The organism is Hymenobacter sp., assembly GCF_035709525.1.
Classification (GTDB): domain Bacteria; phylum Bacteroidota; class Bacteroidia; order Cytophagales; family Hymenobacteraceae; genus Hymenobacter.
The window spans coordinates 14259-31356 of the sequence record NZ_DASTEP010000098.1 but is presented as its reverse complement, the minus strand read 5'-3'; the positions used below and the strand labels follow the sequence as shown (position 1 = coordinate 31356).

Genomic DNA, 17098 nt, shown 5'->3' with positions numbered 1-17098 from the left:
ACCAGAAAACTAACTTCTGACGCTGAGCAACGAAATAGTAGAGATGCTTCGGCTCCGCTGCGCGGCGCTCAGCATGACAGTTTTACAGCCAGCAAGGGCTGAATTGTGCTCACAGCCGCGCCCCTACTACCACCGTCTTTTTGTACTCGCGGCGCTCGCCGCCGCTGGGCCTGAACACCTCGATGTGCAGCAGGTAGTAGCCCACCGGGGCCTTGCGGCCGCGCTCGTCGGTGCCATCCCAGCGCACGAAGCCGGTGGTGGGCAGGCTCTCGTTGCGCAGCAGGCGGCGCGTGAGTTGGCCCAGGGCGTCGTATACCGTGACGGAGCCCAGGTAGCCGGGCTGGTCGAGCTGGTAGTTGAGGGTCGTAAAATCTTGCTGGCCATCGTCGTCGGGCGTGAAGAGCTCGGGCGCTACCGTCCAGTCCTGGCCGCCGCCGGTGGCATCCTGCGCCTGCGAGTTGGGGCGGCCGGGCGTGGCGTAGCCCACGGTGCCGGCCGCCGAGTGGAAATTGCTGGCCGCGCTCGGCCCCGCCGCCCTGATGCGCTCCAGGCTCACGCCGTCCTGGGTGCTCAATAGCGTAAGGTGCTGGTTTTTATCGTAGTCATAGTGGTCTAGCTCCGTGTTTTTGGCATCGTAGAGGTACACGCTGCCCGCGCTGTTGTCGAGGGCCGGAAAGCCCGCCACGGCCAGTAGCGCCGCCGGGTCGGTGCTGGTGGGGTACTGCGCTTGCAGCACGTTCACGTCGCTGGTGAGGGCCACCAGCTGGCCGGGGGCCAGCACGTAGGGCGCGCCGGGGCTGAGGGCCGCGCTAGCTTGGCCGCTGGCCTTGGGCACGCTCAGCAGGCAGTTTTGCAAATCGAGGTAGCGCGGCGAGCGGTTCAGAATTTCCACGAAATACACCCCGCCCGGCCGGTGATTAAATAGCACTTCGTTCACCACCAAATCGCCGGGCTGGGCGGCCTCGGGCAGCGCAAAGCCGGCCGAGGCCAGCGCGCCGCTGGCGTTGCCGGCGCAGTCGGTGGCGCGGGCCACGGCCACCGTCACAACCTGGCCGGGCAGCAGCGGCGAGCCCAGCGCCAGGTCGACGGCCCGAAAATCGGGGCCGACTGGCGCGGCGCGCAGCACGGCCGGGGCCGCGCCGGTGCTGCTTTGCAGGCGGTAGAGGGCCGCGCTGGCTGCGGCAGTACTGTCCAGCTTTTCGCCAAAATACAGGCGCACCGCGCTGGCGCTCAGGGCCACGGCGCGCAGCAGGGTAGGGGGCGTGCGGTCGGGGTTGGGGGCGGCTACGCTGTTGCGCTGGGCGGGCGTGCCGCCGCGCGGGTCGTTGCTGGCCTGCCAGTTGGCGGCCCCGGCGCAGTAGTTGGCGGGGTCGAGCAGTTCAAGCGTCCAGCCGCCGTTGGCCTTGCGCGCGTCGCGGTACCAGCTGTCGGAGTAAGTTACTTCAAACAGCGTGGTGCCGCCCGGTCCGCGCAGCACCAGCTGGTCGCCGCCGTTGCCGAGCGCCGGGAAGTTGTTGATTCCGTACGCCTTGCCGTAGCCCGCAAACTGCGCCGCGCGCGTGGCCCCGCACACCACGGCGTACTGGCCGGGCAGCAGCCGGGCCGTATCGGGCAGCACGGCGGCCGGGGCGCTACCGGGCTTCAGCAGGCGCACGCCGCGCAGGCTTAGGGTTTTGGTGGTCGTGTTGTTGTAGATTTCAATAAACTCCGAGGCTGGCAGGCCGACCTGCGGCGTTTCGTCGGCCAGGATTTCGGTGATGAGCAGCTCGCCCACATTTGGCGGCACGGCCGCGCCGCCAAATGTGGCAGTGAGCGGCCCGGCCGCTACGTTGCCGTAGAGGTCGGCCACCTGTCGTACCTCAATAGTATTAACACTCAGTAAGTCCTGCCCAAACGAAAGCCGCACCACGGCCGGGTTCAGGGCCGATACCTGGGCGGCCGTGGGCACCACGCCCGTACTCAGGCGGTAGCGGCCGGGCTGGGCCGCCGTGGCCGAACTCACGGCCTCGTTGAATACCAAATCGACGGTGCGGGCGTCGGCCGCCACGGCCCGCAGCAGCAGCGGCGCGGTGGCGTCGCTCACGCTGAAATCGTCGAAGAAAAACGCCTTGCCGTTGGCCGACGAGTAGAGCAGCGACACGCCCACCGCCGCGCTGCGCTGGTAGGTGTTATCGACGGGCTGGCTGGCCTCGGCCACGAAAGTGCGCCCGCCGGTGAGGTCGCGCTCCAGCTTCCACTGGCCGGTGGCAGAGCGCGTTACGCGCACGCGCACCAGGTTGTTGGTGGTCGAGGCGAGCGTATTGTTTTGGCCGTCGATGACGTAGGCGGCCGTTTTCGCCGAGTCTTTGCGGAAGAGGCTCACCTCGTCGTCGGTGCCGCCGAGGCGCACGAAGTAGCCTTTGGTGGTGGGGCTTTTAAGGTCGGCCTGCGAGGCCAGCAGCCACACGTCGGCCAGGTTGCTGGCGGAGGTAGCGAGCCGCAGGTTGGCCCAAAACTCCCAGGTGGTGCCGGTGCTGGCCTGGCAGGGCGTGCTGAGCTGGATTTGGGTGCCCGTCACGGCCGGGCCGTTGCTTTGCAGCTGCTGGCTCGTGACCTGAAAACTACCCGCGTCGCCCGTCCAGGCAGGGTTGTTGGTGAAGTCGCCGTCGGCGAAGGTTTCGGCCAGCTGCGCGCGCAAGGCCAGCGGTAGCAAAAGCGAGAGTAGAAGTAGCAGCGGCTTCATAGCGTGAAAGTTGCGGCAATCGGGCGGCGAAGTTCGCACCCGATTGCCGCAACTCAGCTATAAATCACCAGATAAGGCTGGCTTAAAGCAACCTTGCGGAAACTATTGCACCAGCAGTCGCGCCGCCTGCGCCGGCTGGCCGGGGCCACAGGCCCGCACCACGTACACGCCCGGCGCCAGGCCGGTTACGTCGAGGGTAGCGGCGGCGGGGCGCACCAGGCGGCCCGCTACGTCGTACACGGCCAGGGTAGCGCCCTCGCCCAGGCCCTGGGCTTGCACCAGGCCGCCGGCGGCGGGGTTAGGAATTAATTGCAGCGTGGCCGCAACTCCTTCGTAATTATCTACATAACGCACTGGCGAGAAGGTGATTGAGCCATCGGTATCGGTCTGGGCCAGGCGGTAGTAAGCCGGCCCGGCGGCGGCTTTGTCCAGGAAGGTATACGTCAGCGTGGTGCTGCTATTCTGGCTTTTGGTAGCCACGAAGCCGATGTGCGCAAACGTGCGCCCATCCACCGAGCGCTCGACGCCGAAGCCCGCGTTGTGCAGCTCGGTAGCGGTGGCCCAGTCGAGGGCTACCGTGGTAGCCGCCGTGCGCCGCGCCTCGAAGGCGGTGAGCTGCACCGGCAGCGGCTGCTGGCTGAGTTGCAGCAGGCGGTCGAAGCGGCGGTAGTCGGTAGTAGTACCATCCCCGAGTTGGCCCGAGCTGTTCTGGCCGGCGCTGGAAAAGGTGAGCCCGGATGGCGCGCGCACCAGCGAGAAATTGGCCCCGCTACCGGTGGCCAGTGTAGTCCAGGTAGTAGCCTGCGTAATCTCTTGGGTAGGCACGTTGGCCTGCGTGGTAGTACCCAGGCCAAGTTGCCCCCCAAAGTTGATGTTCCCCGTTGAATTGCTGCCCCAGGCCCAGAGAGTACCATTGGCTTGCAGGGCTAGGCTGTGGTTGGCACCCGCCGCAATTTGGCTGTAGATGCCCGATACCGGCCTAGCTTGGTGGGGTAAAATGCCCTGCGACTGATTGCCAAGCTGGCCATTATTATTGCTGCCCCAGGTATAGAGAATGCCATCGCCGGACAGGGCCAGGGTGTGAAAAGAGCCGACTGTCGTAGTGGTGTAAGTACCTGCGCTGGCTATTTGGGAGGGAGAAACGATTATGTTGCTGCCACCAGATACAATGGCAATACCAACTTGCCCTTGGTCATTACCACCCCAAGCCCAGAGGCTACCATCGGCCATTGTTGCTACTGAGTGGTACAAGCCAGCTGCCAGCTGGGTATAGCTACCGCCACCGTTGACAGGGGTAGGGGTGGGGCTGGCAGTAGCAGCGTTAGTACTTCTTGTGCCGTTGCCGAGCTGCCCGTAAACGTTCCAGCCCCAGGAATATAGCGTGCCATCGGCGCGCAACGCAAGGGCATGAAAGGCCCCCGCCGTAGCGCGGGTATAACTGCTGCCGGTTACCTGAATCGGGGTAGCAGTAGGGGTAGGAGTGCCGCTATTAGCAATGTTGCCCAACTGTCCTTTATCGTTGCTACCCCAGGCCCAAAGCGTACCATTGGCCTTGAGAGCCAGGCTGAAGCTGGTACCAGCCGCCACCTGTACCCAGTCAGCATCAGTGCCTACCTGCACCGGGCGGGTGCGGGCGGTAGTGGTGCCATCGCCGAGCTGGCCGGCGGTGTTTTCGCCCCAGGCCCACAGGGTGCCATCGGCCCGCACCGCCAGCCCGAAGCCACTGCCCATGGCCGTGCTGCGCGTGGGTAGGGCCGTACCCGTGGCAATTGCCGTGCCGCCGCTGCCCCCGAGCTGGCCGGCCGCGTTGCTGCCCCAGGCGTAAAGCGCGCCGTTGGCTTGCAAAGCCAGGCTGTGGCTGCTGCCGGCCGCCAGCTGCACGTAGGTGCCCGGCACGGCCGTGGGCGTGGCACTGGCCGCGCCGCTGATGCCGAGCTGGCCGGCTGCGTTGTCGCCCCAGGCGTAGAGCGTGCCGGTGGCTTGTAGCGCCAGGCTGTGGCCGGCGCCCGCACCAAGGCGGGTGTAGAGGTCAGTGCCCACCCGCATGGGCGTGGGGTTGGCGGCGTTATTGGCGGTGCTGCCCAACTGGCCGTAAAGGTTATTGCCCCAGGCCCAAAGGCTGCCATCGGGCCGCAGGGCCAGGCTGTGCTGCGCGCCGGCCGCCAGCTGGGTGTAGAGGTCAGTGCCTACCCGCGTGGGCGTGGGGTTGGCCGTATCGGTGCCGTTGTTGGTAGCGTTGCCGAGCTGGCCGGCAGTGTTGCGGCCCCAGGCCCAAAGGCTGCCATCCTGGCGCAGGGCCAGCCCGAAGTCGGCCCCCGCCGCCAGCTGGGTGTAGCTGGCGCTGCCTACTTGCGTGGGGGTAGGGTTGGGGGTAGGAGTGGCGCTGCCGTTGTTGGTGGCGTTGCCCAACTGGCCAAAGAAATTATCGCCCCAGGCCCAGAGCGTGCCGTTGGCGCGCAGGGCAAGGCTGTGGGCCCGGCCGGCCGCCAGCTGGGTGTAGGTACCGGGCACCGGCGTGGGCGTAGCCACGTAGCCGGTGCCGCTGTTGGTGGCGGTGCCGAGCTGGCCGGCAGTGTTGTCGCCCCAGGCCCAGAGCGTACCGTTGGCTTGCAGGGCCAGGCTGTGCTGCGCCCCGGCCGCCACGCGCACCCAGGTAGCATCGCTGCCTACCTGCACCCAGCCCGACTGGCTGGTGGTGTTGCCGGTGCCCAGCTGGCCCGCCGCATTGTTGCCGGTGGCCCACAGCGTGCCATCGGCATGGATGGCGAGCGAGTGGCCCGCGCCCGCCGCAAACGTGCCGGCCAGCACTTGGGCGCGGGCACCTGGTACGTTAAAAAGTAGTAGAAAGCTAATCAGTAAAAGGAAAACATTCTTCATGACCAAGGTTAAAGGCGGATAAGGAGGCAGCGTGAGTAGCAGGCGAATTACGGTAAAGACCGAAAATACGATAGCATTTTTCTAGAAAAAAATTGTCTTCGGCAGCTATCGCAGGGTAGCAAGCACTTGCTGCCCCCAGCCTGCTGCTCCCCCGTCCGTAGCGCGCGGCCCAGCCTGAGGCAGCACATAGCAGCTGCGAGCCGGCCGCGCCCCGGGTGCTGAGCTTTGTAGCAAAAGGCTGGTTATAAGCAAAAAAACGGCAGGGCAACCCAGCCGGTGGGTTGCCCTGCCGGGGCCGGGTAGGGGTAGTTGGCGCGCGGGCCGCTTGGCCCTACACCATATAAAACTCCCACTGAATGCGGTCGGGGTCTTTGAAGGCGACGTACTTTTTGGGCTGCACGGTATCGGTTTTCACGCCGGTGTTTTCGACGCCCGCGGCTTGCAGGGCGTCGGCCACGCGGTGCAGCTCGGCTTCGTCTTCGCAGGCAATGGCAATGTGGTCGAGGCCCACGTTGAAGGGCGTGAAGACGTGGCCGCCGGGGTAGGTGGGCGCGGCCTTCTTGAAGCCCAGAAACAGCGAGCCAATCGAAAAACCCAGGATTTCGGGCGTGTCGAGGGCGATGGGCAAGCCCAGCAACTCGTGATAAAAAGCGCGGGTGCGGGCAAAGTCGGACGAGCGCAGGGCAACGTGCGACAGGCCCTTGGTTTTGGGATTAATAGCCATTTGAGGGGCGGGGTGGTTTAGTGATGGGGATGAGGTTGTTGAGAGAAAGGGGGGCTGTCATGCTGAGCATTCTACGCATCAAGTAGAGACGCGGCATGACAACCACAACCAAAAAACCTCAACGGGTAAGCGGCTAGTTTGGCTGGCCGACCGGCTGACTTTTTTCGCTTTCCTGTCCCGGCTGGCTGCGGCGGCTGGTGCCAAAGCCCGACTAGTGGCGGGCTAACCGATTTTATCCCGACATTTGCCTTAGCACCGGCCGGCGCGAAGCCGCCCGTTTAACGTGCTGATTAACTGTATTCACGATGAAAATTGCCGTTGTGGGTGCCACCGGGCTGGTGGGCACCGAGATGCTGAAGGTGCTCGCCGAGCGCCAGTTTCCCGTAACCGAGCTGCTGCCCGTGGCCTCGGCCAAGTCGGTGGGCCAGCTGGTTCATTTGCAGGGCAAAGACTACCCCGTGGTGAGCATGGAAGACGCCATTGCGGCGCGCCCGGCCATCGCCATTTTCTCGGCCGGCGGCGGCGTGTCGCTGGAGTTCGCGCCCAAGTTTGCCGAGGTGGGCACGGTGGTGGTCGATAACTCGTCGGCCTGGCGCATGGATGCCACCAAAAAGCTGGTAGTGCCCGAGGTGAACGCCGACGTACTCACGAAAGATGATAAAATCATTGCCAACCCCAACTGCTCGACCATTCAGCTGGTGGTGGCGCTCAACGACTTGCACAAGAAGTACCAGGCCAAGCGCCTCGTCATCAGTACCTACCAGAGCGTGACTGGCACCGGCAAAAAAGCCGTGGACCAGCTCCTGGAGGAGCGCGCCGGCCAGCCGGCCAGCAACCCCGCCTACGCCCACCCCATCGACCTGAACGTGCTGCCGCACATCGACGTGTTTCAGCCCAACGGCTATACCAAGGAGGAGCTGAAAATGGTGAACGAAACCAAGAAAATCATGGGCGACGACAGCATCCGCGTGACCGCCACCTGCGTGCGCGTGCCCGTAATGGGCGGCCACTCCGAGTCGGTGAACGTGGAGTTTGCCCAGGACTTTGACCTCGACGAGGTGCGCGACATTCTGCGCCAAACGGACGGGGTGGAGCTGGTGGACGACGTGCAAAACAACCACTACCCCATGCCCAAAGACAGCCACGGCCGCGACGCCGTGCTGGTGGGCCGCCTGCGCCGCGACGAAACCCAGGCCAACACGCTCAATATGTGGATAGTGGCTGATAACCTGCGCAAGGGTGCCGCGACAAATGCGGTGCAGATTGCCGAGTATCTGGCCGAAAAAGGCTTGGTGTAACAGAGTTCTTTCACACAGAGTCAGGGGAGTGAAATTCTTTTCACTCCCCTGACTCTGTGCGAAAAACAACCTTGCTATGGTGCCGCCGCTACTACGAAGAATACGCTGGGGTCGGGTATCGCTACTGCTGGCGATAGTAGTCTGGGTAGTGCGTAGCTGGCCCACCTACCAGCCGCCCGGCCGCCCCGAGGTGCGGTTGCGGCTCAACTACCTAGGGCGCGTGATTCAGGAAGGCGCGGCCCCGGCTACCACGTTGGGCCGGCTAACGGCGATGAATGCCGAGTGGGGCCTTTTCACGCTCTCCTTCAGTACCTACGCGCTGGCCAACCTGGCCGCCCGGCAGCCCGATTTGCGGGCCGAGGCGGCGGCTACCATCGGCCGGGCCATAGCGGTGGCCTTGACGGACCCCATTCGGCAGCCTTTCCAGCCGGGCGAAACGGAAGCTACTCTGCCCGGCTCAGTGCTGTACCTGGGCCACCTCAATTTGATGCTGGGCTGCCACCGCCAACTGGTGCCCCACTCGCCCTACCGGCACCTGCACGACAGCCTCTCGGCTGCGCTGGCCGCCCGCTTTCAGCAGGAGCCTAGCGGCAACCTGCCCTCGTACCCCCACCGGCGCTGGCTACCCGACAACACCGTGGCCCTGGCCTCGCTGGCGCTGCATAGCCGCATCACGGGCAGCTCTTACGCAGCGGCTGGTGCGCGCTGGGTAGCGCGGGCGCGGCGCGATTGGCTCGACCCACAAACCGGCCTGCTGGCCTCGATGGTGGATGCCGCCGGGCGGCCCAGCGAGGAGCCCCGTGGCTCGCATCTGGGCTGGAGTATCTGGTTTTTGGCGCCGGTCGATTCTGCCTTTGCCCGGCAGCAATACGCGCTATATCAGCAGCATCACAGTACCAACCTGGGCGCGTTGCGCTTTTACAAAGAGCAAGCAGGTAGCTTCGAAACCGGCGCGGGCGATGTCGATAGCGGCCCGCTCATCCTGGGCTACGGCATTCCGGCCACGGCCTTCGCCTTTGCCGACGCGGTGGCCCTCGGCGACTACCGCAATGCCCAGCGGCTGCGGCGCGTCATCAGCCTCGGCAGCCGCAATATTCGGGAGGGCGACGAGCTGCGCTACGGCGTGCGGCTGGTGAACCTGGACGTGAACCCGCTGTCGGAGGCGCTGCTGCTGTGGGCCGACGTGCCGGGTGGGCAATAGGGTTTTCAATCCGATTGAGTGAGCGTAGTCGTTAGACTTGTTTCCAGATTAAAAGCCTTGTAAAAGAACAGGTCATGCTTCACTGCGTTCAGCATGACCTGTTCTTTTACAAGGCTTTTAATCTGGAAACAAGTCTGCTAACTAAAATCGCAGTACCACTCGGCCCACTTCTTTATCCAGCCCACGCGCTCGCGCAGGTAGCGGGGGCCGAAAAAGGTATTCGACCAGTCATCAAAATTGCGATAAGCAAACTCGAAGTAGAAGAGCCAGAAACCCACACCCAGGTACGGAATGGCCGCCAGCTCAGCGTCGGCCAGCGGGCGCACCTCGCGGTAGCCGGCCACGAAAACGGCAAACTCCCGCGTGGCATCGGCCTCCGCGACGCCTTGCAGCAGGCGGTGCAGGAAGTAATGCACGAAGAAGGTCATGACGTCATTGACCAGGTAGCCGGGGCCGGCAAAGTCGAAATCGAAGAAGGTGAGTTGGCCCGCGGCGTCGAAATGGAAGTTCTTGGGAAGAAAATCGTAGTGGCAGTAGCCGTGGCTGAACGTTGAGGTGTCGAGTTGATTCAGCTTGGCAAGGGTCTGCGTCACAATGCTGTGCAGCTCGGCGTAGCCTTCGGGGTAGTCGCGGAAGGCGGGCTCCAGCACCCGCAGCGGCTGGCGCAGCGTGGTATCGAGGTCGTAGCCGGGGCGCGGGTGTTGCAGCGTCAGGCCGGCGGTGAGGTTGTGCAGGCGGGCCATTTCGCGGCCCACCGTGCGCAGCTGCGCATCGCTGAGGTCCATGACCACCCGGCCCGGCGCATACGTGAAAAGCACGCCAAACCGCTCGCCCTCGGCCGCCGCCAGGGGCAGTAGAAAAGCGCCGTTTTGGGCGGGTAGGGGCGCGGCTACCGGGGCGCCCTGCGCCTGCAAGTAGGTGAGCAGCTCTACCTCGCCAGCGAGCTGGGTCTGGGTGCGGTGCGCAGCCCGGTAAACTTTGAGAATGTAATTGGCCTGCTCGTTTTCAAGCAGGTAGGTATCGCTTACGCCGCGCAGCAGGTAGCGCCCGTGCAGGCCCGGCAAGCCGTATTCGGCGCTGACGTGGATTGCCAAGGCACTGGCCGAAAGCGTGGAATACTGAGTCGGGAAGAGGGGCATGGAGCGTAGGTGGTTATGAAGAAGCTGTTTAGAAAGTCGTTTTTCTGTCATGCTGAGCGCAGCGTAGCGGAGTCGAAGCATCTCTATCGGTGAACTAACTCTTGACGCTTAGCAACGAAGCGGTAGAGATGCTTCGGCTGCGCTCAGCATGACAGGTAGTTTTGCTTTTTAAGACTTCCTAAACAGCTTCGAAAAGTGGGCATTGCACGGGCAACTGCCAAGCTGCGAAGATGATATTTCTTTGCGGCCCGTGCTAGCCCGCCCCAATGCCCTTCCACAGCCGCCGCCGCAGGTCGCCGTCGTTGCGCAGTACCCGGCGCACCGGCCACGCGGCCGAGGCGGCCACCAGCAGCGCCAGCGCGATGCGCGCCCACCACCACGGCAGGAAATACAGCGTCGCGCCCAGCGCCACGCTCGCGCCGCTCATCAGGCCCGAGGTGTTGTTGCGCATGTTGGCAAAGTCGATGGCCTTGACGACGGGCTTGGCCTGGTAGAAGCTGGCCCACAGCCCCAGGCCCAGCAGCGCGGCGGCCGCCAGCGGCAGCAGCCCCAGCAGGTGCCACAGCGATGCCGGAAACAACGCCAGCACCACCACCGCCGACAGCAGGCAGTCGGCCAGCAGCACCGGCAGCACCAGGTGCAGGTACAGCCCCAGCACCCGGCGCGTGAGGCCCAGGCGCAGCAGCTCATTGGCTGTGAGCGCGCTCAGGAAGGCAAAGAGGTTATTATTAACGTAAGTAAAGCTGACGATAGGCAGCAGCCCGAGGTAGAAAAAGCCGTTGGTGGCGATTTTGCCATCCTGCACCATCGCCAGGCCCGTGAACACAAGCAGGCCCGTTTTGAGCACCTGGCCCATCGTAAGCGGCATCCAGACTTTGCGCAAATACACCTTCCACTCCAGCGGCAGGCGCGCCAGTACGGTACTAGGGGCCGTGGTGGCGGCTACGGCAGGCAGGTAGCGCGCGCTGAAATACGGCCCCAGCCAGCGGAGCTGCGCCGCGCCCAGCAGCCAGGGCAGCAGCGCCATGCCCACGCCCAGCGCCGTGGTGTAGGGCGCTTCGGGCACCGCCAGCCACCAGCCCATGAAACCCAGGCTGAGCAGGTGGCCGGCCAGCAGCGGGTGCCGCCAGCAACCCAGCGTCACGAGCAGGCGCACGTTGAAGCTCAGCACCGTAGCACCCAGCAAGAGCAGCATACTGAAGCCCGGCACCAGCGCGTGGCGCGGCGCTGCCAGCATCGCCACCAGCAAGCCCAGCAGCAGCATAAGGCGGCGCAGGGTGATGCAATCGAGCAAGAACGCCGTCACCACATTCTGCCGCTCCGACACCGGAAAGTGCTCGGGCAAGGGCCGTGTGACGGGCCGCAGCGACGGAAAAAAATCGACCATGAGCGTCGTTACCAGCCAGGTAGCATTCAGGCTGACCAAGATGGTCGGCAGCGCCTCCGCGATGCCCGCCTTCTCCTGGTGATTGAGCATAAAGCCAAACCCCGCGCCGTAGAGCGCCATGATACTCAGCAAAAACAGCGCGAGGGCGCGCTCGCCGCCGTCGGCGGGCCACACCACGGCCCGCAGGCGGCGGCCCAGCAGGTAGGGCAGGTAGTGGCCTAGCGTTGCGTAGTCAGCCATGACAGGTCTTGGGTGGTAGCGGTGGCGGTGGGCTGAATGAGCTGGAGCAGGGCCTCGCCGAGCACGGCGCGCTCGCCATGCACGAAGTCGGCCAGCGTGCCCCAGTACTTCACCTCGTTGTCGTCAATCACCAGCAAGTGCGTGGCTACCTGCTCGATGTGCGCCAGGTTGTGCGACGAGATAAACGTGAGCGCCTGCGGCCGGTAGCTGTTCAGCAACGCCAGCACGCTGTTGGCCGAAAACACGTCGAGCCCATTGAACGGCTCGTCCAGTATCAGCAATTCGGGCCGGTGCAGCAGGCACGAGGCAATGGCCACTTTCTGCTTCATGCCCGTCGAAAACGAGCCCAGCCGCTTGCGGCGTACCGTGGGGTAGTCTTCCAGCAAGTGCGCCAGCAGGCTGTCGATGTGCGGCTGCGCATCGGGCAGGCCGTAGATGCGGGCCACGAACTGCAAGTACTCCTCGGGCGTGAGCTGCTCGACCAGGTACGCCTGGTTGACGAGCGCGCCCATGCGCCGCTTCACGGCCACTGGGAAGGTTTCGCCCAGCACCTGGCCGTCCAGCACAATCTGGCCGCTGTCGGGTAGTAAGATGTTGGTGAGCAGGTTGAAGAGCGTGCTTTTGCCCGCGCCGTTGCGGCCCACCACACCCACGCACATGCCAGTTTCGGCGGTAAGGCTCACGTGGCGCAGCACGGGGTTGCGGCCGAAGGACTTGGTAAGGTTTTGTAATTCGAGCAGCATGAAAAGACGGCGAAAAAGCGAAGGCTGGAACAAGCCGCAAGGTACTGGCGGGCTGGCGCTGGCGCTCGCTCTATCGCCGCCGGGCGGCGGGCATTACAGCGGCGTAGCGCGGACTTTCAGTCCGCGAGCGTCAAGGCCTAGCGACTCGCGGACTGAAAGTCCGCGCTACATTACCCTGCCTCAATCAGTTGCACGGCCTTCTCCAGCACTTCGTCGCGCCCCTCGCTTATTCCCTTAATAGTAGGCTTCACTTCTACATCGGGCACGATGCCGATGCGCTGGGTTTCGCGGCCGTCGGGGTAGTATACACCGAGGCCGCTCATGCCGGTCACGATGTTGCCGGGTAGTACGATGGTCGATACGTCGCCATCGGCCCCGGCGGTGGTGCTGCCCACTACCGTGGCGCGGGGGGCGGTGCGCAGGGCCATGGTGGTAAACTCGGCCTTGCTCTGCGAAATTTCATCGACCAGCAGCATCACCTTGCCGGGGTAGGCGGGGCCGGGGCCCGCCGCCACTCGCTGCATAGGGCTATACCTGAAAACGCCGGGATAGGTAATCTGTGAGCCGCTGAAGCGCATAAAATCCTTGGGCTTGGCGAGCAGGTACTGGCTGAGCGGATGCACGATGTTCTCGGCCGGGTAGTTGCGCAGGTCGATAACCAGGCCCTTGGTTCCCTGGGCCTGGGCCATAATACCGGGCAGCTCGGCGCGGTGCAGGGTACCCAGGGACAGGTAGCCAATATTGCCCGGCAGCAGCCTCCAGGGCTGGGCTTTGGGGTCGGGGGTGCCGTAGGCCAGCCCCTGGTTGAGCTGGCCTACGGGCACGCGGCCCACAGACACTGGAAACTCGCGGCCGGCGCGGCGCACCACCAGCGCCACCTGCGGCGTGGCCCCGCGCAGCAGGTCGATGGCGATGTTGCGCAGCTGCGTAGGCTCGTTGGAGGCGGGTGTGATGGGCTGGCGGGCCTTCACGAGGTCAGCCACCGGCTGGCCATCGACCTGTACGATGACATCGCCCGGCCGCAGGCTAGTAGCGGCTCCCAAGGTGGCATCGTAGTAGCCCGCTACCGTGGCCTGGTCTTCCACAAAGCGCAGCCACAGCGGAGCCTGGTAAGCGCCCCGGTAGTCATTCAAAATCTTGTCATTGAAAATATTGGCGTGCGTGTCGTGGATGCGGGCAATGAGCGCCAGCGCCGCCAGCCGGTACTGCACGGGCGTGCGGGCGGCCACAAACTGCGGTAGAAACTCGGGCAGCACCCGCTGCCAGTCTTCGCCGATGGCGTAGCGGTAGGGAAAGAAGTATTCTATCATGTTCCAGTACCGGAACAGGGCCAGCACGCGCAGGCCCGCATCGGGCGTGGCCGGGCTGGGGTAGGCGGCCTCGTGCCGAAAAGCCACGTTGCTGACGTTGGGTTCGAGGCGCACGTAGTAGTGGTCCTGCTGCTGCTGGCGGTTTTGGCGCAGGTACGTCAGCTGCTGGCTCAGGGCGGGGCTGAGTTGGCGGCTGTCAGTCAGCCAGGCTAGGTCGGGCAGCAGGCGCACGTCTTTGGCGGCGGGCTCGCGGCAGGTGCGGCAGGCCGGCACCGGGCCCAGGCCCGTAAGCCAGGCGCTCAGCACCTCGCTGCGGCGAGTCAGGTCGGGGGCGGCCAGCACCTGGGGCAGCACGCGCAGCAGCTCAGCGTCGAAGTTGTAGTCGCCCCGGGCCACGGCGGGGTGGTAGTATTTCGCAAAGCCCCACACCCGGCCCAGCACCGCCAGGTTGTCGAGCTGCTGCGCGCTCAGCTTATCCAGCACCAGGCGCGAGCCGCGCCGGAACGCCGTATCCTGTTCGGCCCCGAAGTAGTGGATAACCTTGGGCGGGGCCTGCGCCAGCGGCTTGTCGTCCACGGCCAGCGTCAGGTCGTCGAGCCAGAGCGTGCCGGTGGTCATCAGCAGCCCGCCCAGGTAGATGGCGCGCGCCTCGTCGGCCAGCGGCAGCGTGATGCTATAGAGCTGCCAGTCAGCGGAGCCGGGCATCAGCTGTTTTTCCATGCTGTTGAAGGCCAGCGGGCCATCCGGGCCATCTACGCGCATCCACAGGCCCGCTGAGCCGCTCTGCACCTGGTCGGTTTTGAGAAAGCCCGTCAGCTTGAGGGTCTTGCCCTTAAACGTGGCCGGCAGGCGCAGGCCAGCTACGCCATACTCGCCCTGGGTGCGCGGCTGCCCCGTGCTTTGGATGCGCAAAGCGTAGCGCCCGCCGTGGCGCACCACCGAGTCGGCCGTGGCCTGGTAGCCTTTGCTAAACGTGGATGGCGCCCTCACCATGTAGCTGGGCACCCAGCCGGCCGGCAAGGGCGATTGGGCGCTCACCTGCTCCATGTCCAGGTTGAGGGGAGCAGCCGGCGTTTGGGCAGTGGCCAGGGTGGGCAGCGCGAGCCCGCCCGCTAGCAGTAGGGAAGTAAGTTTCATCACTTGGCAGAGCCAGAAAGGCGCGCCAAGGTAGCAAGCTGGGATAAAAAAGGCATGAGACATTAGAGCTTAGAACCTAGACATGAGACATGAGACATGAGAACTGTTTTGTTAAGCTTTATCATGTCTCATGTCTAACGTCTCATGTCATTTTAACTGCTACATCGCCCGCATCCAAGGCGCCGTCAGGCGCACGTACACCGAGGCCGAGAGTGGCAGCTTGCCGTAGCCCGGCTGCCCCACGCCGCGCCCCAACTGGTGGTTTTGCAGCGTCTCGGGGATGACGTAGCCCGTGAGTTGGCCGCCCACGCTCAGCTCGGGGCCGCGCGCGCCCAGGCTGGCCAGGCGGTAGCTCGCGCCCAGCGTCAGCGCATTGATGTTGAATAATATATCGAGCGGCTCGTCGGCCGGGCCGGGCACGTAGTAGCCCAGTTCCTCGGTGCCCTTCTGCACAAACTCGTAGCGGCCGTAGAAGGTGGGCCGGCCCAGCGTGAGGTTGGTTTCGGCCAGCACGGCGTGGGCGGCGTGGTGGCCGTGGCCCTGGTTGAGGCCCCACACCAGCGCCGAGGCGAGGTAGTGTCGCTCGCCCCAGCTGCGGCTGTGCAGCACCGAGGCCGTGGTGCGGCGCACGTTGTCGGCGGGGTGCAGGTCTTCGGGGCTTTTGATGAAGGCGTGGCTGACTTGCAGCGCCAGCTCGCGGCTGGGGTTCCAGTTGAGGCGGGCGGCCCAGGAGTCGGCCCTGGGTCGGTCAAAATCGAAGCGGTATTGGTCGGGCTCGCGACCCGTGAAGTTGCTGCCTTCCAGCTTAAACTGCTTGTAGCGCACGCCCAGCGTGGCCACGCCGTAGGTAATGTGCGTGGCGTCGGTCCAGTGGTGCGAAAGCGGCGCGTCGGGGTTGGGCATGGCCGAAATGCGGTGCATAAAGGCCGCGGGCCCCACGGCCGGCTCGCCGGGGTAGCCGAGGTAGGCGGTCAGGTCCACGTCCTTCGACACGGCGTAGGTATACGCCACGCTCAACCCCGAAAACAGGTCGTGCGGGTGCTGCTTGTCGATGAGCGGCTGGCCCTTGTACGATTCGCCGGTTTGGAACAAGAGCGGGTAGCCGCCCCGCGTTTCGGTCAGCGGGTCGAGGCTCATCATCAAACTGAGATTCAGCAACCCGCGCTGGCCGATGTTGCGCTGGGCCATGGTCATAAACCAGTTGGGGCCATCCACGGCGCTGCGCTGGCCGCGGGCACCGTCGTGGTTGAAATTCTGGCTGGTGTAGCGCCCGAAGGCCGCGCCGTGGTACATCAGCATCCACGGGCCTTTGTGCTGCATCCACATGTACATGGGCGTCTGGTCGGGCTGCCAGGCCGTGCCCGAGCCGTTGCGGCTCATGGGCAGATTGCGCGAGTAGGCGTGGCTCATCTGGTGCGCCATCTGGTTGACGTGCAGCGGGCTGGCGTGGCCGTTGAGTGGCTGGCCGTGGCGAGCGGTATCGATAGGCGCGGCCATGCCGGGCATCTGGTGGCCCCGGTGCCCGGCGTGGCGGGTAGTGTCGGCGGGCATTTTCATGCCGGGCATCTGGTGGTTTTCGTGCTGGGCCAGGGTGGGGCGGGCGGCCAGGCCAGCCGCCGCGAGCAGGAAGTAAGCGGGTAGTTTCATAAATGAAGGCTAATCAAGTGCTCATCTAACGCACTTGCGCAGGCAATGGCTGCCCGCCCGGCCCACAAGGTTGAGGCTGCCGCGTACAGAATTCGGGCTGGTCCTGGCTTTAAGCCAAATGCTGTACGCCCCGCGCCCGCACTTTGCACCGCCCCGCGGGGACCAATCTGCGTACAACGAAGCAGCCGCCGGCTCGCGGCTGATACCCTTTTACTTACCTGTTTTTTTCATGAAAAACGCGCCCCAAGACTACCGCTCCCTACTCGACGCCCTGGCCCGCTGCGTGGCCGCCTGCGAGTACTGCGCCGACGCCTGCCTCGATGAGGCTGACCCCAAAATGATGGCCGCCTGCATCCGCACCGACCGCGACTGCGCCGACATCTGCCGCCTCACCGCCGCCTTCATCGCCCGCAATTCGCCCCACGCCCCGCACGTCATCAAGGAGTGCATCGAAATCTGCCAGAAGTGCGCCGATGAGTGCGGCCACCACCAGCACGACCACTGCCAGCAGTGCGCCCAGGCCTGCCGCGAGTGCGTGGAGGCGTGCCGGGCGTATGGTGGATGAGTGGATGAGTGGGTTTTCGGATGAGTGGATGAGTGGGTGAGTGGATAAAAAAAGGCTAGCGACAGGGTTTTAATCTGCGCTAGCCTTTTTTTATCCACTCATCCACTC

General features: G+C 64.7%; 11 protein-coding genes. 3 read left to right on the top strand and 8 right to left on the bottom strand.

The window, feature by feature from the left end; translation table 11 throughout:
* Positions 1 to 109 precede the first annotated feature (109 nt).
* From VFO93_RS08530 to VFO93_RS08520, 3 genes are all read right to left on the bottom strand, one after another.
* Positions 110 to 2722 (bottom strand): lamin tail domain-containing protein, encoded by a 2613-nt coding sequence (locus tag VFO93_RS08530; RefSeq protein WP_325133938.1) that lies wholly within the window; start codon positions 2720 to 2722, stop codon positions 110 to 112.
* Between the two features lie 102 nt (positions 2723 to 2824).
* On the bottom strand, positions 2825 to 5599 hold the full coding sequence (locus tag VFO93_RS08525; protein ID WP_325133937.1) for a T9SS type A sorting domain-containing protein: 2775 nt from the start codon (positions 5597 to 5599) through the stop codon (positions 2825 to 2827).
* Positions 5600 to 5930: 331 nt separating this feature from the next.
* Positions 5931 to 6323, bottom strand: coding sequence for a VOC family protein (locus VFO93_RS08520; protein ID WP_325133936.1), 393 nt, complete (start codon positions 6321 to 6323; stop codon positions 5931 to 5933).
* Positions 6324 to 6628: 305 nt separating this feature from the next.
* Here VFO93_RS08520 and VFO93_RS08515 point away from each other — a divergent pair, with 305 nt between their 5' ends.
* The gene (locus VFO93_RS08515; RefSeq protein WP_325133935.1) at positions 6629 to 7621 is read left to right on the top strand and encodes an aspartate-semialdehyde dehydrogenase; all 993 of its coding nucleotides are present in this window, start codon (positions 6629 to 6631) and stop codon (positions 7619 to 7621) included.
* A gap of 76 nt (positions 7622 to 7697) precedes the next feature.
* Complete coding sequence (locus VFO93_RS08510) at positions 7698 to 8822, top strand: hypothetical protein (RefSeq protein WP_325133934.1); 1125 nt, start codon at positions 7698 to 7700, stop codon at positions 8820 to 8822.
* A gap of 137 nt (positions 8823 to 8959) precedes the next feature.
* Here the strand turns inward: VFO93_RS08510 and VFO93_RS08505 are convergent, their stop codons facing one another.
* The 5 genes from VFO93_RS08505 to VFO93_RS08485 all read right to left on the bottom strand — a co-directional run bounded on the left by VFO93_RS08505 (position 8960) and on the right by VFO93_RS08485 (position 16425).
* The gene (locus tag VFO93_RS08505) at positions 8960 to 9961 is read right to left on the bottom strand and encodes a phosphotransferase enzyme family protein (protein ID WP_325133933.1); all 1002 of its coding nucleotides are present in this window, start codon (positions 9959 to 9961) and stop codon (positions 8960 to 8962) included.
* A 253-nt stretch (positions 9962 to 10214) separates the two neighbouring features.
* Positions 10215 to 11588 carry a hypothetical protein gene (locus VFO93_RS08500; protein ID WP_325133932.1) on the bottom strand — a complete coding sequence of 458 codons (1374 nt, stop codon included), beginning with the start codon at positions 11586 to 11588 and terminating at the stop codon, positions 10215 to 10217.
* Positions 11567 to 12331, bottom strand: coding sequence for an ABC transporter ATP-binding protein (locus VFO93_RS08495; RefSeq protein ID WP_325133931.1), 765 nt, complete (start codon positions 12329 to 12331; stop codon positions 11567 to 11569). Before VFO93_RS08495 ends, VFO93_RS08500 begins: the two co-directional genes overlap by 22 nt.
* A gap of 170 nt (positions 12332 to 12501) precedes the next feature.
* Positions 12502 to 14778 carry a S41 family peptidase gene (locus tag VFO93_RS08490; RefSeq protein ID WP_325133930.1) on the bottom strand — a complete coding sequence of 759 codons (2277 nt, stop codon included), beginning with the start codon at positions 14776 to 14778 and terminating at the stop codon, positions 12502 to 12504.
* Between the two features lie 159 nt (positions 14779 to 14937).
* On the bottom strand, positions 14938 to 16425 hold the full coding sequence (locus VFO93_RS08485) for a hypothetical protein (protein WP_325133929.1): 1488 nt from the start codon (positions 16423 to 16425) through the stop codon (positions 14938 to 14940).
* A gap of 229 nt (positions 16426 to 16654) precedes the next feature.
* On the opposite strand from VFO93_RS08485, the gene VFO93_RS08480 reads away from it, so the two are divergent.
* Positions 16655 to 16990, top strand: coding sequence for a four-helix bundle copper-binding protein (locus VFO93_RS08480; protein WP_325133928.1), 336 nt, complete (start codon positions 16655 to 16657; stop codon positions 16988 to 16990).
* Positions 16991 to 17098: the final 108 nt, after the last annotated feature.